Origin of the sequence: Paraburkholderia sp. HC6.4b (assembly GCF_014200875.1) — a bacterium.
Lineage (GTDB): Bacteria > Pseudomonadota > Gammaproteobacteria > Burkholderiales > Burkholderiaceae > Paraburkholderia > Paraburkholderia tuberum.
This window is the reverse complement of sequence record NZ_JACHDC010000032.1, coordinates 63014-80969: the sequence shown is the minus strand read 5'-3', so window position 1 is coordinate 80969 and position 17956 is coordinate 63014. Positions and strand designations below refer to the sequence as shown.

Here is a 17956-nt window from a genome sequence, read left to right as displayed (position 1 = left end):
TCAAAGGCTTCCCGCTTCTCCGCACCCCGGCGTCCGGAGCGCGAAAGTGCGGAATTCTAGTCGCCGACATCGGGACTTGCAAGCGATATTTTGACCGCTCGGCGCGCAACCTACCGCGACCCAAAACACCTCGACTCACGCAGTCGCATGCGCGCGCATCGCCCGTTCGACCACGACCAGATAATGGTCAATCCCCGGCGTCGCGCGATCCTTCTCTTTCGCGCGATCGTCCCATCGGCGCAAACGCATCGCGTCTTCGGCGTACGGTTTCTGAATAAACGCCTGCGCCTCTTCCCTGCTGAAGACCCCGCCCTGCAATTGCAAGCTGCGCACCGAGTCGGCGGACAGCTGGCCAAAATAGGTAGCGTCGATCGCGCACAGGCAGCGCTTCGCGTCGACGTGCAGACGAATCGGCTCCAGCACCGCATCCGACAACACCGGCCGCAAAAACGGCAAGGCGAAATACTGATGCAGATCGTCGACACCCCGTTCCGTCGGCGTCTCCCCTTGCAGGTTCAGCAGATGGCCGAGGTCGTGCAAGAACGCCGCGGCGACGAGTTCGTCGCTCGCGCCTTCCGCCTCGGCGAGCGCGCCGCTCTGCAACGCGTGCTCGAGCTGCGTCACCGGCTCGCCGCTATACGCGAGGCTGCCGTGTCGCTCGAAGAGCACACGGATATCGTCGAGACTCAATGCCACCTGTTACTCCCAAGGTAATGAAAACGTCTTCAGATTGGTAAAGCTCTTCATCGCTTCCTGAACGCCTTCCTTGTAGCCTAGCCCCGAATCCTTGATGCCGCCAAACGGCGTCAGCTCGATCCGATAGGCTGGCACTTCCCACACGTTGACGGTGCCCACGCGCAGCTCATTAATGAAACGCGTGATCGCGTCCTGCCGGTTCGTACACACGCCCGACGACAGCCCGAACGGTGTTCCGTTGCTGATGCGAATCGCATCGTCGCGCGTGTCGAACGCGACGACCGGCGACACCGGCCCGAAGGTTTCCTCGCGCACGAGCGTCATCGACGGATCGACGTTGTCGAGCACGGTCGGCGCATACAACGCGCCGCGGCGCTCGTTGCCGAGGCGCAGGCGCGCGCCCGCGGCCACCGCCTCATTAGCGCGACCTGGTTCATCGGATGATTGAACGGTGTGATCGCGACGATCACGCCCGCGAGCGGCTCGCGCTGCGAGAACACGCGGCGCCTTTTGCCATGCGGCGTCAGATCGCACGAGAAACTCTGACCGTCGTCGCGCAACGCCTCGAACGAGGCAAAGCGGAACACGTCGGCGACGCGGCCGATCTCGTAGCGCGAGTCCTGCTTCGACAGACCCGACTCGAGCGAAATCAGATCCGACGCCGGTTCGATCCGCTCACGCAGCAGCACCGCCGCGCGCTCGAGAATCTGCGAACGCTCGTAGCGCGACAGCGTCGGCCGATACGCGAGCGCGTAGTCGAACGCGGCGCGCACATCGTCGATGCTGGCGAAGGGCACCGTGCCGACGCGCATGCCGGTATAAGGATCGAACACGTCGAGCGTCCGGGCGCGCGTCGCGCGCTCGCCGCTCAGCCGCAGCGCTTCGGCGCGGAACTCAGGATGGTCCCGCGGCGCCGTGTTCATGATGTCGACACGCGATTGAGCGCGACGTCGAAGATATCGAAATTGCGCAGCCGTTTGCCTTCGCTGCCGGTGGCTGATGGCTGAACGCGCCGGTTGAACAGCAGCGGCACTTCCTGCTCGGAAATCCCGCCGTGCGAGCGCAACGGCACGGTGAGCCCGGACAGGTCGTGCTCGTCGCGCCGCGTGCCGAGCACCACATGCTTCGTGCCGATCACGACCAGATCGCCGATGCGGTCCTCAGGCAGCCCGAAGCGCGCACACGCGGCGCGTCGATCGAGCACGACTTCGATTCCCGGCAGGCGGCCGATCCGCGCAATCACGGACGCAGCATCGAGCTCGCGCGGCAAATAGACCGTCGCGAACGAACCCAGCGCGCCATGATGCACGACGTACGGATCGGTGATCGGCAGAATCACGCGCGCCGTCGACGCGTCGAGCCAGTCGTCGAGCAAGTCCTGCAGATAGATCACGTTCGGCTCGCCGGTCTGCGGATCGTGCTTCGCGTTCATGCCGTGATCGGCGGTGAGGCCGATCACCCAGCCGAGCGCGTCGAGCTTCGCGAGATAGCCGTCCATCATCGCGTAGAACGCGTTCGCGCCTTCGGTGCCGGGCGCCCATTTGTGCTGGATATAGTCGGTCGTCGACAGATACATGAGGTCCAGCTTGCGTGTCTGCGCGAGCCGCACGCCGGCCGCGAACACGAATTCCGACAACCCCGCGCTATACACGTCGGGCAATGGCAGGCCAACCAGATCGAGCACGTCGTCGATGCCGTTTTCCTCGCGCGTCACCTCGTCGGCTTTCTCCGCCGAAAAGCAGATGCCCTTCAAATGCGAGCCGAGCAGCCCGCGCAGTTTGTCCTTCGCGGTGACGACGGCGACCGCGGCGCCCGCGTCGGCGGCGGCCGCGAGCAGCGTGGGCGCGCGTAGGTAGGCGGGATCGTTCATCATCACCGCCGCGCCCGCGCCGTCGTTCGCGTGGGTGTCCCAGAAGTAGTTGCCGCTGATGCCGTGCACGGACGGCAATACGCCGGTCACGATCGACAGGTTGTTCGGGTTCGTGAACGACGGGATCACGCAGTCGCCGCGAAACGCCGCGCAGCCCTCGAGCATCGAACCGATGAACGGCGCGACGCCGGCCGCGACCGCCGCTTCCAGGTACGCAAACTCACAGCCGTCGACACAGACAACGACCGTCGGTTGCGAAGGCAGCCGGTAGCTCCGGCCGTTGACCTCGATCGTGCGTTGCTCGGGGTGTGTCATCGCGTGGTTTTCCATTGCCGGGGTTGTCATTGCAAAAGCTTCATCGCCGGGTTGTCTGTTCGTGGGGCGAAGCTGCCGCGGCGTTTGCCGGTACGCTTGCCTCGGCTTCATCGCCGCGCCGTCATCGCCCGCGCGAGCCGGCCGCACCCGCGCCTGCCGGGAGGCGCTGCTCGTGCGCCGCATCGCCCGCCGCCTCGCAGGCCGCATGCGCGCGCTGCAACCCGCCCTGCACATGCGCGCGCATCAACTGCGCGGCCTGCTCCGCATCGCGCGACGCGAGCGCTGTCAGAATCGCGCGATGCTCGGCGAGCGAGCGCGCCATCGCGTCGGCCTGCACGACTAGCGCCGCACACCGAAACAGGCTCAGCTCGCTGACGAGCCTGCGATACGTGTCGTACAACTTCGTGTTGCCCGCCGCCGCGACCAGCGCATCGTGAAACGCGACGTTCGCGCGCGCATACGCATCGTGATCGTGCGACGCGAGCGCCGCGCGCATCGCGTCGACCCAGTCGCGCAGCACCGCGAGCTTGCCCGCATCGATGCTCGACGCGAGCATCCGGCACGCCCCCTCTTCGAGCACCGCGCGCACCGCGTAAATCTCGTCCGCCTCCGCGAGCGACACCGTCCGCACGAACACGCCGCGATTCTTCTCGGTGCGCACCAGACCCGCCTGCTCTAGTGCGCGAAACGCCTCCCGCACCGGCCCGCGCGACACCTGCAATCGCGCCGCCCAGTCGGCTTCGTTGAGCTTGTCGCCCGGCACCAGCATGCCGCCGACGATATGCCGCTCGATCTCGTCGCGCACCAGCGTCGTCAGCGAATGGCGGCGCAGGACCTCGATCGGATCGACGGAAGCAGAGTGCATATATTCTGTCATTTTGACAACTTTTGCCACATCTACATCGATGCTCACCGGTTCGCGCGCGTGCTTCAGATCAACGAAATCGCTCGCCGATCACTCGGCTCAGTCGGGGCTCAGTCGGCTCAGTCGATCCGGCGCCGCGGAGCGCGCGCCGCGATCAGCAGCAGAGCGACCAGCGAGACCAGCAGCAGAATCAGCGACAGCGCGGAAGCCGGCAGGTAATAGCCGCGTTCCACCTGCCCGACGACGACGATCGGCACCGTCGCGAAGCCTGGCGGATATACGGTCAGCGTCGCGCCGAGTTCGCCGAGCGACAGCGCAAAGCCGAGCGCGAGACTCGCGCGTATCGCCGGCACCAGTTGCGGCAACACGACGCGGCGCAGCACCATCGACGGCGGCGCTCCGAGGCTCGCGGCCGCTTCGCGCAACACGGTCAGCTCCGGGCGCAGCGCGGCGGCCGCGCAGCGGTAGCAGAACGGCAGTACCAGCGCGAGCTGCACGAACACCACGATCGCCGCCGAGCTCGACAGATCGAGCGGCCGTTTGTGATACGCGATCAGCACCGCGAGGCCGAGCACGACGCTCGGCACGCCGTTGGGCATCATCGCGATCGTGTCGATGACGGCGCCGAGGCCGCGCCGGTCGCGTCCTTCGAGCGCGAGCGCGAGCCACAAACCGAGGATCGTGCCGAGCACCGCGACGCCCATGCCGACTTCGAGGCTGGTGGTCAGCGCGTCGAAGTCGCTCGAACCGAGGCGCTCGAACCAGCGCATGCTGAAGCCGTCGGGCAGGATCGTGCCGGACCAGTGCGACGCGACGCTCGATAGCGCGACGACCAACACCGGCAGCACGAACAGCCAGAAGCACAGCAGCGCGGCAAAGCCGAGAAACAGACCGCCGAGCAGTCGCACCGCGAGGCTGTGCCGCACCGGCCGGCCCTTCTTGTGCATGACCGGCAGCACGGTCGGATCGAGTTCAACGGCCATGACCGGCTCCTTTCACCTTGCGACGATTGACACGCCGGTACAACGCGTACAACGACAACGACATCAGCAGCATCACGACCGCGCCGGCGGCGGCGGTCGGCAGATCGAGATCGACGGTGGCGGCGCTGTAGATCGCGACCGGCAGCGTGATCAGATGGGCACTGCCGAGCACCAGCAGAATGCCGAACTCGTTGAGCGTCAGCAGAAAACACAGGATCGTGCCGGCCGCGATGCCCGGCCACGCGAGCGGCAGGATCACCTTGAACGCGACCATCAGGCCGTTCGCGCCGAGGCTGCGCGCGGCTTCGATCAGTCGCTGGTCGAGCAGCGCGAACGATGCCAACGTCGGACGCACGACGAACGGCGTATAGAACACGACTTCCGCGAGAATCACGCCGCCGATGCCGAACAGAAAATCGAGCGGCGGCGCCTGCAGATTGAACAGCCGCTGCAGCCCGATGCTGACCGAGCCTTGCGAGCCGTACAGAAAGATCAGCGTGAACGCGACCAGAAACGACGGGAACGCGACGAACAGTTCGAGAAAGCGCGTGACCATGCGCGCGCCCGGAAACGGCTTGAAGAACAGCAGCGACGCGAGCGCCACGCCGAGCAGCGACGCCAGGCTCGCGCTCGCGAACAGGATGCCGAGCGTGGTGCCGATCACGCCGCGCGTTTCGGGGTTACCGAAGAACGTTACGTACGCGTGGCCAGACAGGCCATGCGCGCCGGTCAGACTCAGCATCACGAGCCGCACCAGCGGATAGATGACGAGCGGTCCGAGCACCACGACTGCAATGAACAGCAGATGCCATTGCGCGAGGCGCTCGCGCCGCTTGACGGCGGCCGCGTGCGCCGCCGCGCTCGCGAGACGGCGCGCGGCGGCGGCTTCGACCTCGGCTTGCGCGGCAAGGTCGAGTGGGTTGGACGTATCAGGGCTTGATAAGGACGACATCGCCAGCCTCGTAACGCAGGGAAACACGCGCGCCCTTCTCCGGCGTCATGCCGAGACCACGCTGCAGCGTGACGAGCACGGGGTCGTTCGGCAGCGCATCGAGCACGACCGATACCGACAAGGCCGCGCCGTACCACTCGACCGACGCGATCGCGCCGTGCAACTGCCCCTCTCCGAGCGGCACGATGCGCAGCGCCTCCGGACGCAGACACGCGACACGTTCGCGCTCGTTGTAGCGCGCGTCGTCCATGCCGAACGCGACCTGCGGCGGCAGCAGATTGGCCGCGCCGAGGTAGCGCGCGACGAAGCCGTCGGCCGGCGAGTCGTACAGCTGCTGCGGCGTGCCGAGCTGCGCGATATGGCCATCGCGCATCAGCAGCGTGCGGTCGGACAGCACGAGCGCGTCGTCCTGATCGTGCGTCACGCAGACGATCGTCAGATTCGGCAGGCGTTCATGCAGCGCCTTCAGTTCGGAGCGCACCGACGCGCGCAGATTGGCATCGAGCGCCGACAGCGGTTCGTCGAGCAGCAGCACGTCGGGCTCGATCACGAGCGCGCGGGCGAGCGCCACGCGCTGCTGCATGCCGCCCGACAGTTGCGCGGGCATCACGTGACCGGCATCGCCGAGCTGCACGAGCTTCAGCACCTCGGCGACGCGGCGCGCGACGTCGCGCGCCGGAATACGCCGCGCGCGCAATCCGAACGCGACGTTCTCGAATACCGTCAGATGCGGAAACAGCGCGTAGCTCTGGAACAGCAGTCCGAGGTTGCGCTTGTGCGGCGGCACGTGCGTCAGATCGCGGCCGGCCACCGTCAGCGTGCCGGCCAGACCGTCGGCCTCGATGAAGCCCGCGATGAAGCGCAGCAAGGTCGTCTTGCCGCAGCCGCTGCGCCCGAGCACGGTGAGCAACTCGCCGCGCCGGATGGTCAACGACAGATCGTCGAGCACCGTGCGCGCGCCGAAGCGCACTGTCAGGTGATCGATCTGCACGCCGCCCGGCGCGTCCGAACGCGCGGCGTCGAGCGCATCCAGCGGAGCGCCAGGCGCAGTGGGGTGAGCGAGACTGGCCGTATTCACCGGAGTCGTCCTCCAACAGGATTAATGCTGATGCGGCGCCGCGCATTACGTGCGAAGCGCCGCCTGAATCGACTTACTTCGGCTTGACCACTTCGATCTCTTTGCCCGACGAACCGATCACGTCGCTCTTCCAGCGCGCGGTCCAGTCGGCCTTCTTCGCCATCACGTGGTTCCAGTCGACCGGAATCAGCTTGACGCCGCTGATCGCCTGCTTGACCGCTTCGCCGTTCTTGCCGGCGAGCGGCACGTCGCTGCGACCCGGAATGCCGAAGATGTCCGGCACCTTCGACTGCACTTGCGTCGACATCAGATAGTCGATCAGCTTCTTGCCCTCGGCCTGGTTCGGACCGTTCTTGATCAGCGCGATCGCGTACGGCAGCTGGAACGTGGTCGGCTGACCGCCGGGCGTGGCGGCGAGGAACACCGGTTTCAGCGACAGGCCGCCGTTGGCCGCGTCGTCGAGATCCATCTGCAGATCGCCGTTGGCGACCACGATCTCGTTACGCGACAGCAGCACGTCGAGATAGCCCGTGCCCTTGGTGTGGAACTTGGCGCTCTGTTCGAGCTTCTTCAGATAGTCGAACGCCTGGTCTTCGCCCATCAGCGACGAGGTCAGGATGATCACCGCCATGCCGTCGCCGGCGGTCGCCGGATTCGAATACGCGACCTTGCCGGTGAAGTCCGGGTGCAGCAGGTCCGCGAACGTCTTCGGCTCGGTTTTCGTGACTTCGGGGTTGATCGCGAACGAGAAGTAGTTGTTCACGAAGGTCGCCCACGCGCCGTTCGGCGCCTTCGCGATGGCCGGCACGTTCTTGTAGTTGGCGCTCTGGTACGCCTGCAGCAGGCCGCTCTGGTCGGCCTGCTGAATGAACGGCGGCAGCGTGACGAGCACGTCGGCCCTCGGCTGATCCTTCTCGATCGTCGCGCGGTTCACGACTTCGCCGCTACCCGCCGTGACGATATTGACCTTCACGCCCTCCTTCTTTTCGAAGGCCGGCAGCACATCCTTGTACAGATTTTCGAGGCCGTCGGCCGTGTACAGCACGACGGCGTCGGCCGCATGAGCCTGCATCGCGGCACCGCCGAACGCGGCCGCGGCGACCAGCGCCGGCAGCAGTTTGCGCGCGAGGCCGGCCGCGGCGTGAAGGGAATTCGTCTTTTTCATGTCGCTCTCTCCGAAGCTAAAAACCAGACGGTCTGGATAACCCATACCTGTAGTGATTGAACGGCGGCACGCGCCGCTTGCGTGTTGCCCGCTGCGGTTGCCGCGCCGGTCTGTCGTGGATTGCAGATTGCCGACAACTTTGCCGCTTCTCGCCCAGCCTGACTGACAGCCCCCTACCATACCCGCGCTGCCTGCCGCGCCTGAGCGGGCACGGCAAGAATCACAGGTTTCGATGACAAGGCCATGACGATTGCGCCGAATCCCAAAAAACGACACAAATTGCCAACTCCCGCCAACCGATGGAATTCGTCGCGCCACCCCAAAGCGGACCCCGCGCGCCGATCCCGTGTGGATCGTACATGGCGAAAATGACGATGTATGCACGGTGCGTCGGGAAAATGCGGAGGGGGCGGGTGGCTTTTTTGTATTTAGATTTTGGCGGGCGCGGAATGTCGCTCAGCGCGAGCGGCGTACGAACGCGGCGGGAACCGCCCTGCCAGCCCGTCTCAGGCGATCAGAATCTCCGGACCATGCGCGGTGATCGCCGTGCCAAGCGCGCGCTCGGGCGCCAGTTCGGTGACCAGATACCGCGCCGACTCGATCCCGTTGATGCGCACCGGCGTCACGCGTCCGAATTTCGAATGATCGGCGACGACGACCACCATGTCGGCCGCGGCGATCATGCGGCTGCGTACTTCGGCCGCCATGCGGCTGTAGTCGGTGAGATAGCCGTCCGGCGAAATTCCGCCCGCGCCAATGAACGCGAAATCGGCGTGGTACTGCGTGAGCTGCTGAACCGTGTCGAGGCCGAAGGTCGCGTCTTCGATATCGGACAGCTCGCCGCCGAGCAGCGTCACGCGATTGTCGTTGCGTCGGCCGAGCAGCAAAGCGATGCGCCAGTCGTTGGTGTAGACCGTCAGCCGATGCCGGTCGAGCAGCGCCCGCGCGACCGACTGCGTAGTACTGCCCGAATCGATGATCAGCGATGCGCCGTCCGGCACGAACTCGGCCGCGCGCTCGCCGATCGCACGCTTCGCACCGGCGTTCTCGGCTTCGCGCGTATCGAGATCGGGCTCGCGCCGATCGCTCGACAACGCGCCGCCGTGTGTCGTCACGAGCAGGCCGCGGCCGGCCAGCGCGTTGAGGTCGCGACGGATCGTTTCGCGCGATACGTTCAGTTCGCGCACCAGTTCGGCGACCGACAGCGCGCCGTTCTTTGCGACTTGCGCGAGGATGTATTGATGACGTTGTTCTGCGAGCATCTGAGAAGGCCGGAAGCCGGCACGCTTGGGTTTCGCCGTGGTTGAGGAAGGCCGCCGTATTGTATTACGCGTATTGCGCGTCGTCGGTGCTGGCGTGCAGGTGGCGCTCAGGGTGGCGTGGGGGCGCGTTCATGGCGCGCTCGGCTTGCATCGAGCCGCCCTTGCGCGCGAACACGCCAGCCATCGCGCCGACCTGCTAACCTTGACGGCTGGACTCGCCGGCCATGCGGCGAACGCAACGCCGCCGCCCGGCCGAGTCCCGCGCACAACGCCTCGCCCGTCAACCGAACCGCCGATGCCGCCACTGTTTCGCCGTCTACTGCTGCTGTTCCATGCGCTGCGTTACGGCGCGCGCCTGATCTGGCTCGCCGCCCCGCCCGACCACAAGCTGCACTGGATGATCGAACTGATCGGCCGCGTGCATGCGTCGGAGCGCAGCGGCGCGCAGTTGCATGGTCTGCTGCCGGCGCTCGGTCCGCTCGCGAGCCGCTTCGCGCAGACGCTCGCCAGGCGCCCCGAGCTCGCGAGCGGCACGCTGCATGACGCGCTGGACGCCATCGATCACATGGAAGTGCCGCTGTCGCCGGACGACTCCGCGCTGGCTTTGACTCGCGCGTTCGGCCGGCCGCTCGGCGAGCTGTTCAGCGCGGTCGACCTCGTGCCGGTACGCAGCGGCTTCGCCGAGCAGACCCATTTCGCGCGGCTCGCGATGCCGCTCAAAGGTCATCACGAAGTCGCCGTCAAGCTCGTGCGCGCGCAGCAATTGCAACAGATCGGCGATGAACTCGCTTTGTTGCGCTGGGTCGCGCGCTGGCTCGAAAAGCTGTCGCGCGTCGCGCGCCGGCTGCAGTTGCGCGCGCTCGCGCAAACCTTCACCGACGACATCCTGCGCCGCTTCGACCTGCGCGCCGAAGCCGCGAATCTGAGCCAGACCGGCCACGATTTCGACGGCGACAAGCGCATCGTCGTGCCGGACGTGATCTGGGAGCTGTGCACCGACCACACGCTGACGATGCAGCGCGTCAACACGCTGTCCGCGAGCGACCTGCCCGGTCTGCACGCGCACGGCATCAAGCTGGCGCCGCTCGCCGCGCATATCGTCGAGGTCGTCACCGAGCAGGCATTCGAGCATGGCTTCTTCCACGCGACGCTCGATGCGCGCCGCGTGCGCGTCAGCATCGAGCCGGACACGCTGGGGCGCCTCGTGCTCGCGGAGTTCTCGATCATGGCGACGCTGTCGAGCGACGAGCGCGAATTTTTCGTGCACGGCGCGACCGCGTTGTTCGACCAGGACTACGGGCGGCTCGCCGACATGCATCGCGAGGCCGGCCACGTGCCGGACGACACGCGCGCCGAGCTGCTCGAAGCCGAGTTGCGCACGCGCGCCGAAGCGCACTTCGCGGCGGCGCCCGAGGATCGCTCGGCGGGTTCGCTGTTTCACCATCTGCTGCACGGCGTGCAACCGTTCGACGGCCACGTGCCGGGCGCGCTCGCGACCGCGCAGCGCTCGTTCCAGCAGGCGGAGATGCTCGCGCGGGCGCTGCATCCGGGCATCGATACATGGAACATCGCGCGCGGCGTGCTCGCCGATATCGCGCGACGCGATCTCGATCATCGGGGCTGGCTCAAGCGACTGTCACACGAGCTGCCGCATCTCGCGCATATGCTGCCGCGCGTGCCGCAACTGGCGGTGCGCTATCTGCAGCAGCACGATCGCACCGGCACCCCGCAGCAGAACGCGCAACTGCTCGCGGATCTCGCGCGCGAATACCGGCGCACGCGCTGGCTGCTGTGGGCATGCGTCGTCTGTGGCGGCGTGCTCGGAGCGGGGATGACGCTGCTCGCGTGGTGACGGTCCCGCGCGCGCGTTGCAGCTTTGAACAAGACGCGCGCCGCCCGTGCCGCCAACATGGCGGCTTTTTCACGCCTCCCCCGCCTCGATGCTCGCTTCCTTTCTTGCCGCCGTCTTCGTCGTGCTGTGGTCGACCGGTTTCGTGGTCGCCCGCGCGATCACGCCTTACGCCGATCCCAATCTGTTTCTGCTTGCCCGCTTCGGCGGCACCGCGCTGGTCTTCGCGCTGGCCACGCTGGTCGCGCGCGCAGCCTGGCCGACCGGACGCGACTTCGGCAAGCACCTGGCCGCGGGCGCGCTGCTGCAAGGCGTCTATCTCGGCGCCGGCTACTGGGCCGTCGCGCAAGGTCTGAGCGCCGGCGTGATGGCGCTGCTCGGCGCGCTGCAGCCGCTCGCGACGGCCGCCGTCGCCGCGCCGCTGTTCGGCGAGCGCTTGTCGCGGCGCGGCTGGAGCGGCATGGCGCTCGGCCTCGCCGGCGTCGTGCTGGTGCTCGCGCCGAAGCTCGCTGCCGCGACGCCGCCCACGCACGGCAACGCACCCGCGTGGCTGGTCGTGCTGATATCGATCGTCGCGGTGGGGGCGATCACGGCGGGCACGCTGTTCCAGAAGACCTCGCTCGCAAAGGCCGATATTCGCAGCGCGAGCGCCGTGCAGAACGTCGGCGCGGCGATCGTCGCTGGGGTGCTGGCGCTGGCGCTCGGTGAGCATCGCTGGATCGCGTCGCCGACGCTGTGGGCATCGCTCGCGTGGGGCATCGTGATGCTGTCCGGCATCAGCGTCACGTTGCTCGTCTGGATGGTCCGGCGCGGCGATGCGGCGCGCGCGACTGCTCTGCTGTTTCTTGCGCCGCCGCTTGCCGCGCTCGAAGGCTATCTGGGGTTCGGCGAAACGCTGCTGCCAGTGCAGATCGCCGGATTTGCGGTCGCGCTGGCTGGCGTGTTGTTGGCGAGGTCGTGAGGGGCGCCGCGCGCCAGCATCGCCACCAAGCGCCCGTCAGTCGGCCGTATCCGCGCGCGCGGGCATTTTCGCTCGCGCAACCGCGCCCGGTGCTGGCGACCACGCCGGCCGACTCTTGCGCTGCGAATCGACCACGACGATAAAACGCCCCGCCCACGGCATGATCTGCCGGTCGCTTTTCAGCACCCACAGCGATTGGCCGGAATCGACGAGCTGCGCATATGCTGCGTCGAGAATCCCGTAGCGATCGAGAAACGTGTTCAGCGATGCGGGAATCCGCACGCAGCCCTTCGAATGACGAATGCCGAGCAGCGGTTCGAGCCGCTCGGGGTCGGTCGCGTGCATCTGGAAGCGCATCTGCGACATGCCGCCCTTGCCCCAGCCGCGCTCACCCAGCGCCCAGCCGAGGTCGAAGATGCGCATATCGCGCCGTCCGTAGCCGCGAATATGGTTTTCGTTCTGCGTGCCCTCGGAGCGAAAATCCATGTTGTCGGGCGTATGTTCGAACACGCCGAGCGGCGTGATGAAGTGGTCGTACTCGCCGGGCCGTCCCGTGGATACCGGGGATGCGCCGATCATCTGCCAGTTGTCGGCGGGCGCCGGGCGGAAGTAAATCAGGAGCGCCTGCACGTTCGCATTGCGATCGACGAGCACCACGTACTCGCCCGACAGATTGCCAAGCTCGTTCTCATTGAGCGCCGTCTCCAGACGATCGGCGTACGCTCGCTGCGCCGCGACGGGCAGTCTGAGCCGGCGCGTCACGTCCCGCGCGAATACGTCGCGCAGCAGGAACGCGCGGCGCGGATCGACGACGCCAGCCGCGTCGGGCGCGGCGATGGTGGCGGCGTCGATCGTGGGCAACGGCCGGCTCGCGCCATTCCATGCGTTGCCCGGATTGGCCAGATTCACCGTATGCGCCGCTGATGTCGCGGATGCAGGTGACTGAGCGCCACCGGGCGCCGCCGCATGAACCGGCGCCGCCATCGCACCGGCACTCGAGACGACGGCTGCGCAAACCCACGCGCAAATCCTCAGGCGGTTCAATCCAGGCTGGCCAGGCCGATCTGGGTATCTCATCGCGTCTTGGAGCAAACATGATTATTATTGATCGCACGCCGGGTCCCTGCGGCGTTCGGCACGACCGATGTTACTCAGCGAAGCGAGGCGTGTCGATGAAAATACCTTCTAACCTGCGAACTCTTCAAAAATGATCGGCTATTTTTCGACAATCGACATGCCAGCGAAAACGCAATTAATACGCAATTAAATCGGTCATCGGAAAATCAAACCCCAAAAGGCAATATACGATTTCGTTCGACGAAAGGTAGACAGAAGACGGCGGCACGTGCCGATACTCACGCCGTTTTTCAACCTGCTTGCAATCTGTTTCAAGCCACTTCAATCGCTTTTTCTCTCGCGAGGACAACAACGATCATGGCTCAATCCGATCCAGCCGCGCGCCAGGCCCGCATCGCGACCGAAATGCACGTCGCCGCCGAATTCGACGCAAGCCGCGAAATCGAGCGCCGGGTCGATTTTCTGGCGAACTATCTGCGCGACAGCCACCTGAGAACTTATGTGCTCGGCATTAGCGGCGGCGTCGATTCGACTACGGCCGGGCGTCTCGCGCAACTCGCGGTCGAGCGTTTGCGGGCGAACCATTACGACGCGAGTTTCGTCGCCGTCCGTCTGCCTTACGGCAAACAACGCGATGAAGCGGATGCGCTCGAGGCATTACGCTTCATTCGCGCCGACGAAAATCTGACTATCGATATCAAACCCGCAGCCGATGCGATGCTCGAGTCGCTCGATAAAAGCGGCGTGTCGTTCAAGGACGAAGCCCAGCGGGATTTCGTGCACGGCAATATCAAGGCGCGCCAGCGGATGATCGCGCAATACGCGGTGGCTGGCGCGCGCTCGGGCGTCGTGATCGGAACGGACCACGCGGCCGAATCGGTGATGGGCTTTTTCACGAAGTTCGGCGACGGCGGCGCCGACGTGCTGCCGCTCGCCGGGCTCAGCAAGCGCCGCGTGCGTGCGGTCGCGAATACGCTCGGCGCGCCCGACGCGTTGGCGCATAAGGTGCCGACCGCCGACCTCGAGATGCTGCGGCCGCTTCGTCCCGACGAAGACGCATATGGCATCCCATACGACGCGATCGACGATTTTCTCGAAGGCAAGCCGGTCAGCGATACCGTGCGTGACGTGGTCCTGGAGTTTTACAACGCGACGCGTCACAAGCGGGCGCTGCCGTATACGCCGTTCGATTGGCCGGCGTCGCCGGATGTGCAATGATGCGGCCGCGAACGGCGCTCTCAAACGAATAAGGCGGTGGACATGCGCGCGTCGTCGCGCCTGTCCACCGCCTTCGAAAACAATAGAGCTTACTGCACCATCCGCGGCGCTTACTGCTCGGGCGGCGGTTCGTCGCTGAACAGATCGGCGCTCGCTTCGAGCGGCTGGCCACCCAGTTGCTTGCCGTGAATCTGCCGCGCGATCACGTCGCCGACATACGGCACGCTCGCGTCGAGTTCGATCGTCGCGTAGGCGCCGGGCTTGCCGGCGTCCACCACCTCGACGTGTTTCGCGTAACGGCCGAGTTCGCGCTTCAGAAATTCCCGCACGTCCTGCTCGCTGCACGATTCGGCGATATTGCGCACGGTCAGGTTCATGCGGCCTACCCTCGCCGCGCCTGGCGGTCCGTCCGTTGGTCAGCGCTTGCGATACGCACCGCTCGCAGCGCGGCACGCTGCTTCGTCTGAGTCGCGCCGAGTGCGCGAAGTGCGACCACGCCGGTCGCGCCGGCTAACCCCATAGCGAGCCATGACAAGTAAAAGGCCATCGTTCAAATCTCCTGTGCGAATTGCATCCTGTTGTCAGGATAGCCCGCTTCGACAGCGAACACACTGTGACGCAGAGTCGTAGGCAATGGCGAAACGTCCCCGTCGATGCACTGTACCTGAATCGGTCGCGCCAAATCGCGCCGATCAGTCGGCCGCTTGCACGTTCGCCGCGCTCACCCACCACGCATTCTTACCTTGCGGCAGACGGACCAGCACCGCGGAAGGATCCTCGACGCCGTCATCGGCGATCTGGCATACCGGCAGGCCGTCGGGCAGACGCTTCACTTCGCCAGCGGCCTCGAACAGCGCGATTCGCTGCGCATCCAGCGGGCGCAGTTGCCGATACACGTCGAAGCTGAGCGCCGCGGGCACGTCGCCGCGAATCTCGAGCTCATTGGCGCGCGCGCAATGCGCGGGCGCGACGGCAACTGCGGCGGCGCTGCCGCTCAGGCAGCCGATCGTCAGCGCGACGGCGGCGAGACGGGAATGGGTCATCGTGTTTCTCCGAAAAAAGTGAGGGGCAGCGAACCGTGGTTCCGCGAGGAATGCGCAAGCGTGCGGACGCGCGGCGCGCTCAACGCTGGCGGGCATGCGCGTCGCCGCGTCGGCTGTCTTCGCTGTCGACGCCATCGTCGTCGCGAGTCGCGAACTCGAGCCGGCTCACGTCGCAGGACGCCTGGCCAAAGCCCGCATACACCGCCGACCAGTTGCCGACGATCACCGCTTGCGCCTGCGCGAGACTCAGCTTGCCTTCGCAGACGCAGCGCTTGAGCAGCGCCGCCGCGCGTGCCTTGCGGCGCTCGCCCTGCGGGCCGGACCACGGCAATAGATCGAGATTGGCCGGCGCATCGGGCGATCCGCCGAGCATGATCGGCACACGCCGGTCGAGCGCGAACGCGGCGACGTCATCCGCATCGATGCCGCGTGCGGCAAGCATGCGATCCTTGTGCGCCATCAGTTCGTCGAACGGCGGCGCGACGGTTTCCGCATAACCGGGGCGGCAAATCGTCTGGCCGATCGACTGCTGGGTCACGCGTTCGTCGAGCACGGCGCTCGGTTGCGCGGCGGCATCTCCGATGCGCAGCGCGAGCAGTGCGCCAACGGTGACGAGCAGCGCACGGTGCGTGATGCGCACGCGCGGACGAAGGACGCGCGTGCGTCCGAGCCGCGGCGCGTTGGCCGCGTCATTGCTGCTGGTCGTGTCGCGGGAAAGACCGCGCCGATGGGTGTCTGCGATGCCTGCGTTCATTCGTCGGCGCGCCGGCGGCGGCACGCGGTAGTTCAATTCGCAAGGCAATTAAAACACATTCAATATGGATGAGTATAAAAGCCGGACATGAGGGCGCGGCGTTTGCCGGCTCGCGGCAGCCGCCGCGAGCCAGCGCAGACCAACCCAGCGCGACGTCGCGATGAGTGGGGGCGCCCCGCGGCCTCTACTTCGCCACCCGCGCCTGCAACGCGCGGATGCGCCCGAGCGCCTGCGCGTTCGACACCGTCTCTTCGTACATCTTTGCGAGGTCGGCTTTCAGCGCGGTGCGCGAACCGCCATCGAGATACACCATATGCCCAGATGGATAGAACCGTGCCGACAGGTTCTGCCGCACCTGCTGACTGACCAGCGGCATCTGCTGCAGATCGAGCACGGTCTGATAGAACGGCGTGACGAAATCGAAAAAGCCATTCGCCGACAGCACCTTGAGGTCGGGATTGAGCGCCATCACGGCGGCAAGGTCGCCGGCCGTGTACAGAATGATGTTGCCTGTCGAGTCGAGACCCTTCTGCGCGCCGGTTGGATCGATATGGCCGAAATCCCAGTACTTGAACGCCTGATCGTTGAGGTCGGTGAACGACGAGTTCGACGTGTACTTCAACTGCTCGTTCAGATAGACGTTCCACATCGTCGTGTAGACGCCGGTGACCGCGGTCATCGTCGGATCGTTGCCGCCGGAGTTCGGGTCGATCTTGCCGGCGATGCCGGTGTCGATCGCCGTTACGCGGCCGTCGTAGGCGCCGAGCGCGAGGCCTTGCGACTTCAGCAACGTGGTCAGGAACAGCGAATTGCCGCGGCTGTCGTAGCCCGCGATGTCGAGGCTCCACGCGAGCAGCGTCGTTTTGTCGATGCCGGTGTATTCGCTGAGTTTTTCGGTGGTCGCGGAATCTGTGGTCGGGAACTTGCGCAGCGCGGCCAGGTAGTCGGTGCGCGCGAACTGCGCGACCTCCTCGGCGAACGCGCCGAGATCGGTCGGCCGCGGCGCGACGCCGAGCTTCTTGTGATACCACGCGTCAGCGGCCGCCGTGGGCAGCGCGCCGACCGGATTGCCCGATTGCGTGTAATCGAGAATCGACGATTGCAGCGTAATGCCGTTCAGATCGACCCCATCCTCGTGCAGCCGGTACGCGAGCACGCAGCTACGCGCCGTACCGTAGGACTCGCCGAATAGATACTTCGGCGAATTCCAGCGGTTGTTCTTCGTCAGGAAACGCTTGATGAACTGCTTGATCGAATCCGCGTCCTGATCGACGCCCCAGAAGTCGCGATTCTTCTTCGGCGCAATCGCCGCCGAATAGCCGGTGCCGACCGGATTGATGAACACCAGGTCGCTCTTGTCGAGCAGACTGTCCGGATTGTCTTCGAGTGAATAAGGCGCAGGCGGCGTGAACCCCGGCATCGACGTCTTGATGCGGCGCGGCGCGAACGAGCCGAGCAGCACGAATACCGACGACGACCCTGGCCCGCCGTTATAGAAAAACGTGACCGGCCGCGTTTCTTCCTTCTGATGGTCCTGCGTGAACGCGACGTAGAACATCCTCGCCGACGGTTGCGAGCTGCTCGGATCGACGATCACCAGATGGCCCGCGGTCGCCGTGTAGTCGATCTTGTGACCGCCGATCGTCACCGAATGATGCGTGATCGCGGCCGTCTCGACTGTATCGGTAACCGAATCGTCCGGGCCGTTGCCATAGGCGAGCGGGTCGAAGAGCGGCTGGTCGCCGGCCTTGTGCGGCGCGCTCGTGGCGGTGGACGCGCCTGCCGAGGCCGTGGCATGCGTGTTGTGCGGCGAATGCTGGCTACCGGAAGCTGATTCTGTATTCGTCATGATCGCTCCAAGGGTTCGT

At 65.9% G+C, this 17956-nt stretch carries 16 protein-coding genes and 1 pseudogene; 3 read left to right on the top strand and 14 right to left on the bottom strand.

Features of this window, described 5'->3' with window-relative positions:
• Positions 1-135 precede the first annotated feature (135 nt).
• The 9 genes and pseudogenes from HDG34_RS36150 to HDG34_RS36110 all read right to left on the bottom strand — a co-directional run bounded on the left by HDG34_RS36150 (position 136) and on the right by HDG34_RS36110 (position 9186).
• Positions 136-696, bottom strand: coding sequence for a phosphonate degradation HD-domain oxygenase (locus tag HDG34_RS36150; RefSeq protein ID WP_184068126.1), 561 nt, complete (start codon positions 694-696; stop codon positions 136-138).
• 3 nt (positions 697-699) lie between these two features.
• Positions 700-1619 (bottom strand): annotated as a pseudogene (locus HDG34_RS36145) (aldehyde dehydrogenase family protein).
• Positions 1616-2896 carry a phosphonoacetate hydrolase gene (gene phnA, locus HDG34_RS36140; protein WP_184068142.1) on the bottom strand — a complete coding sequence of 427 codons (1281 nt, stop codon included), beginning with the start codon at positions 2894-2896 and terminating at the stop codon, positions 1616-1618. The pseudogene HDG34_RS36145 and the gene phnA overlap by 4 nt, the downstream one beginning before the upstream one ends.
• A gap of 106 nt (positions 2897-3002) precedes the next feature.
• The gene (locus tag HDG34_RS36135; RefSeq protein WP_184068122.1) at positions 3003-3758 is read right to left on the bottom strand and encodes a phosphonate utilization associated transcriptional regulator; all 756 of its coding nucleotides are present in this window, start codon (positions 3756-3758) and stop codon (positions 3003-3005) included.
• Positions 3759-3865: 107 nt separating this feature from the next.
• Complete coding sequence (gene phnV, locus HDG34_RS36130; RefSeq protein WP_184068119.1) at positions 3866-4729, bottom strand: 2-aminoethylphosphonate ABC transport system, membrane component PhnV; 864 nt, start codon at positions 4727-4729, stop codon at positions 3866-3868.
• Positions 4719-5681, bottom strand: a complete 963-nt coding sequence (locus HDG34_RS36125) for a 2-aminoethylphosphonate ABC transporter permease subunit (protein WP_184068117.1) — start codon at positions 5679-5681, stop codon at positions 4719-4721. The genes phnV and HDG34_RS36125 overlap by 11 nt, the downstream gene beginning before the upstream one ends.
• The gene (gene phnT / locus HDG34_RS36120) at positions 5659-6759 is read right to left on the bottom strand and encodes a 2-aminoethylphosphonate ABC transport system ATP-binding subunit PhnT (protein ID WP_184068114.1); all 1101 of its coding nucleotides are present in this window, start codon (positions 6757-6759) and stop codon (positions 5659-5661) included. The genes HDG34_RS36125 and phnT overlap by 23 nt, the downstream gene beginning before the upstream one ends.
• A 73-nt stretch (positions 6760-6832) precedes the next feature.
• Positions 6833-7924, bottom strand: coding sequence for a 2-aminoethylphosphonate ABC transporter substrate-binding protein (gene phnS / locus HDG34_RS36115; protein WP_184068111.1), 1092 nt, complete (start codon positions 7922-7924; stop codon positions 6833-6835).
• A gap of 506 nt (positions 7925-8430) precedes the next feature.
• Positions 8431-9186, bottom strand: a complete 756-nt coding sequence (locus tag HDG34_RS36110) for a DeoR/GlpR family DNA-binding transcription regulator (RefSeq protein WP_184068108.1) — start codon at positions 9184-9186, stop codon at positions 8431-8433.
• Positions 9187-9481: 295 nt separating this feature from the next.
• On the opposite strand from HDG34_RS36110, the gene HDG34_RS36105 reads away from it, so the two are divergent.
• Complete coding sequence (locus HDG34_RS36105) at positions 9482-11038, top strand: AarF/ABC1/UbiB kinase family protein (RefSeq protein ID WP_184068105.1); 1557 nt, start codon at positions 9482-9484, stop codon at positions 11036-11038.
• An 88-nt stretch (positions 11039-11126) separates the two neighbouring features.
• Positions 11127-11996: a DMT family transporter gene (locus HDG34_RS36100; RefSeq protein WP_184068103.1), complete on the top strand. Its 870-nt coding sequence runs from the start codon at positions 11127-11129 to the stop codon at positions 11994-11996.
• Positions 11997-12032: 36 nt separating this feature from the next.
• Here the strand turns inward: HDG34_RS36100 and HDG34_RS36095 are convergent, their stop codons facing one another.
• Positions 12033-12980 carry a L,D-transpeptidase gene (locus HDG34_RS36095; RefSeq protein WP_184068100.1) on the bottom strand — a complete coding sequence of 316 codons (948 nt, stop codon included), beginning with the start codon at positions 12978-12980 and terminating at the stop codon, positions 12033-12035.
• Between the two features lie 450 nt (positions 12981-13430).
• On the opposite strand from HDG34_RS36095, the gene nadE reads away from it, so the two are divergent.
• Positions 13431-14291, top strand: coding sequence for an ammonia-dependent NAD(+) synthetase (gene nadE / locus HDG34_RS36090; protein ID WP_184068097.1), 861 nt, complete (start codon positions 13431-13433; stop codon positions 14289-14291).
• Positions 14292-14401: 110 nt separating this feature from the next.
• On the opposite strand, the gene HDG34_RS36085 is transcribed toward nadE, so the two are convergent.
• The 4 genes from HDG34_RS36085 to HDG34_RS36070 form a co-directional block, all read right to left on the bottom strand.
• Positions 14402-14668 carry an RNA-binding protein gene (locus HDG34_RS36085; RefSeq protein WP_184054915.1) on the bottom strand — a complete coding sequence of 89 codons (267 nt, stop codon included), beginning with the start codon at positions 14666-14668 and terminating at the stop codon, positions 14402-14404.
• A gap of 315 nt (positions 14669-14983) precedes the next feature.
• Entirely contained in the window at positions 14984-15334 is a 351-nt protein-coding gene (locus HDG34_RS36080; RefSeq protein WP_018425032.1) for a hypothetical protein, read from the bottom strand.
• Between the two features lie 79 nt (positions 15335-15413).
• A complete protein-coding gene (locus HDG34_RS36075) occupies positions 15414-16088 on the bottom strand; it encodes a hypothetical protein (protein ID WP_184068094.1) in 675 nt (224 codons plus the stop codon).
• Positions 16089-16272: 184 nt separating this feature from the next.
• On the bottom strand, positions 16273-17937 hold the full coding sequence (locus tag HDG34_RS36070; RefSeq protein WP_184068092.1) for a S10 family peptidase: 1665 nt from the start codon (positions 17935-17937) through the stop codon (positions 16273-16275).
• Positions 17938-17956: the final 19 nt, after the last annotated feature.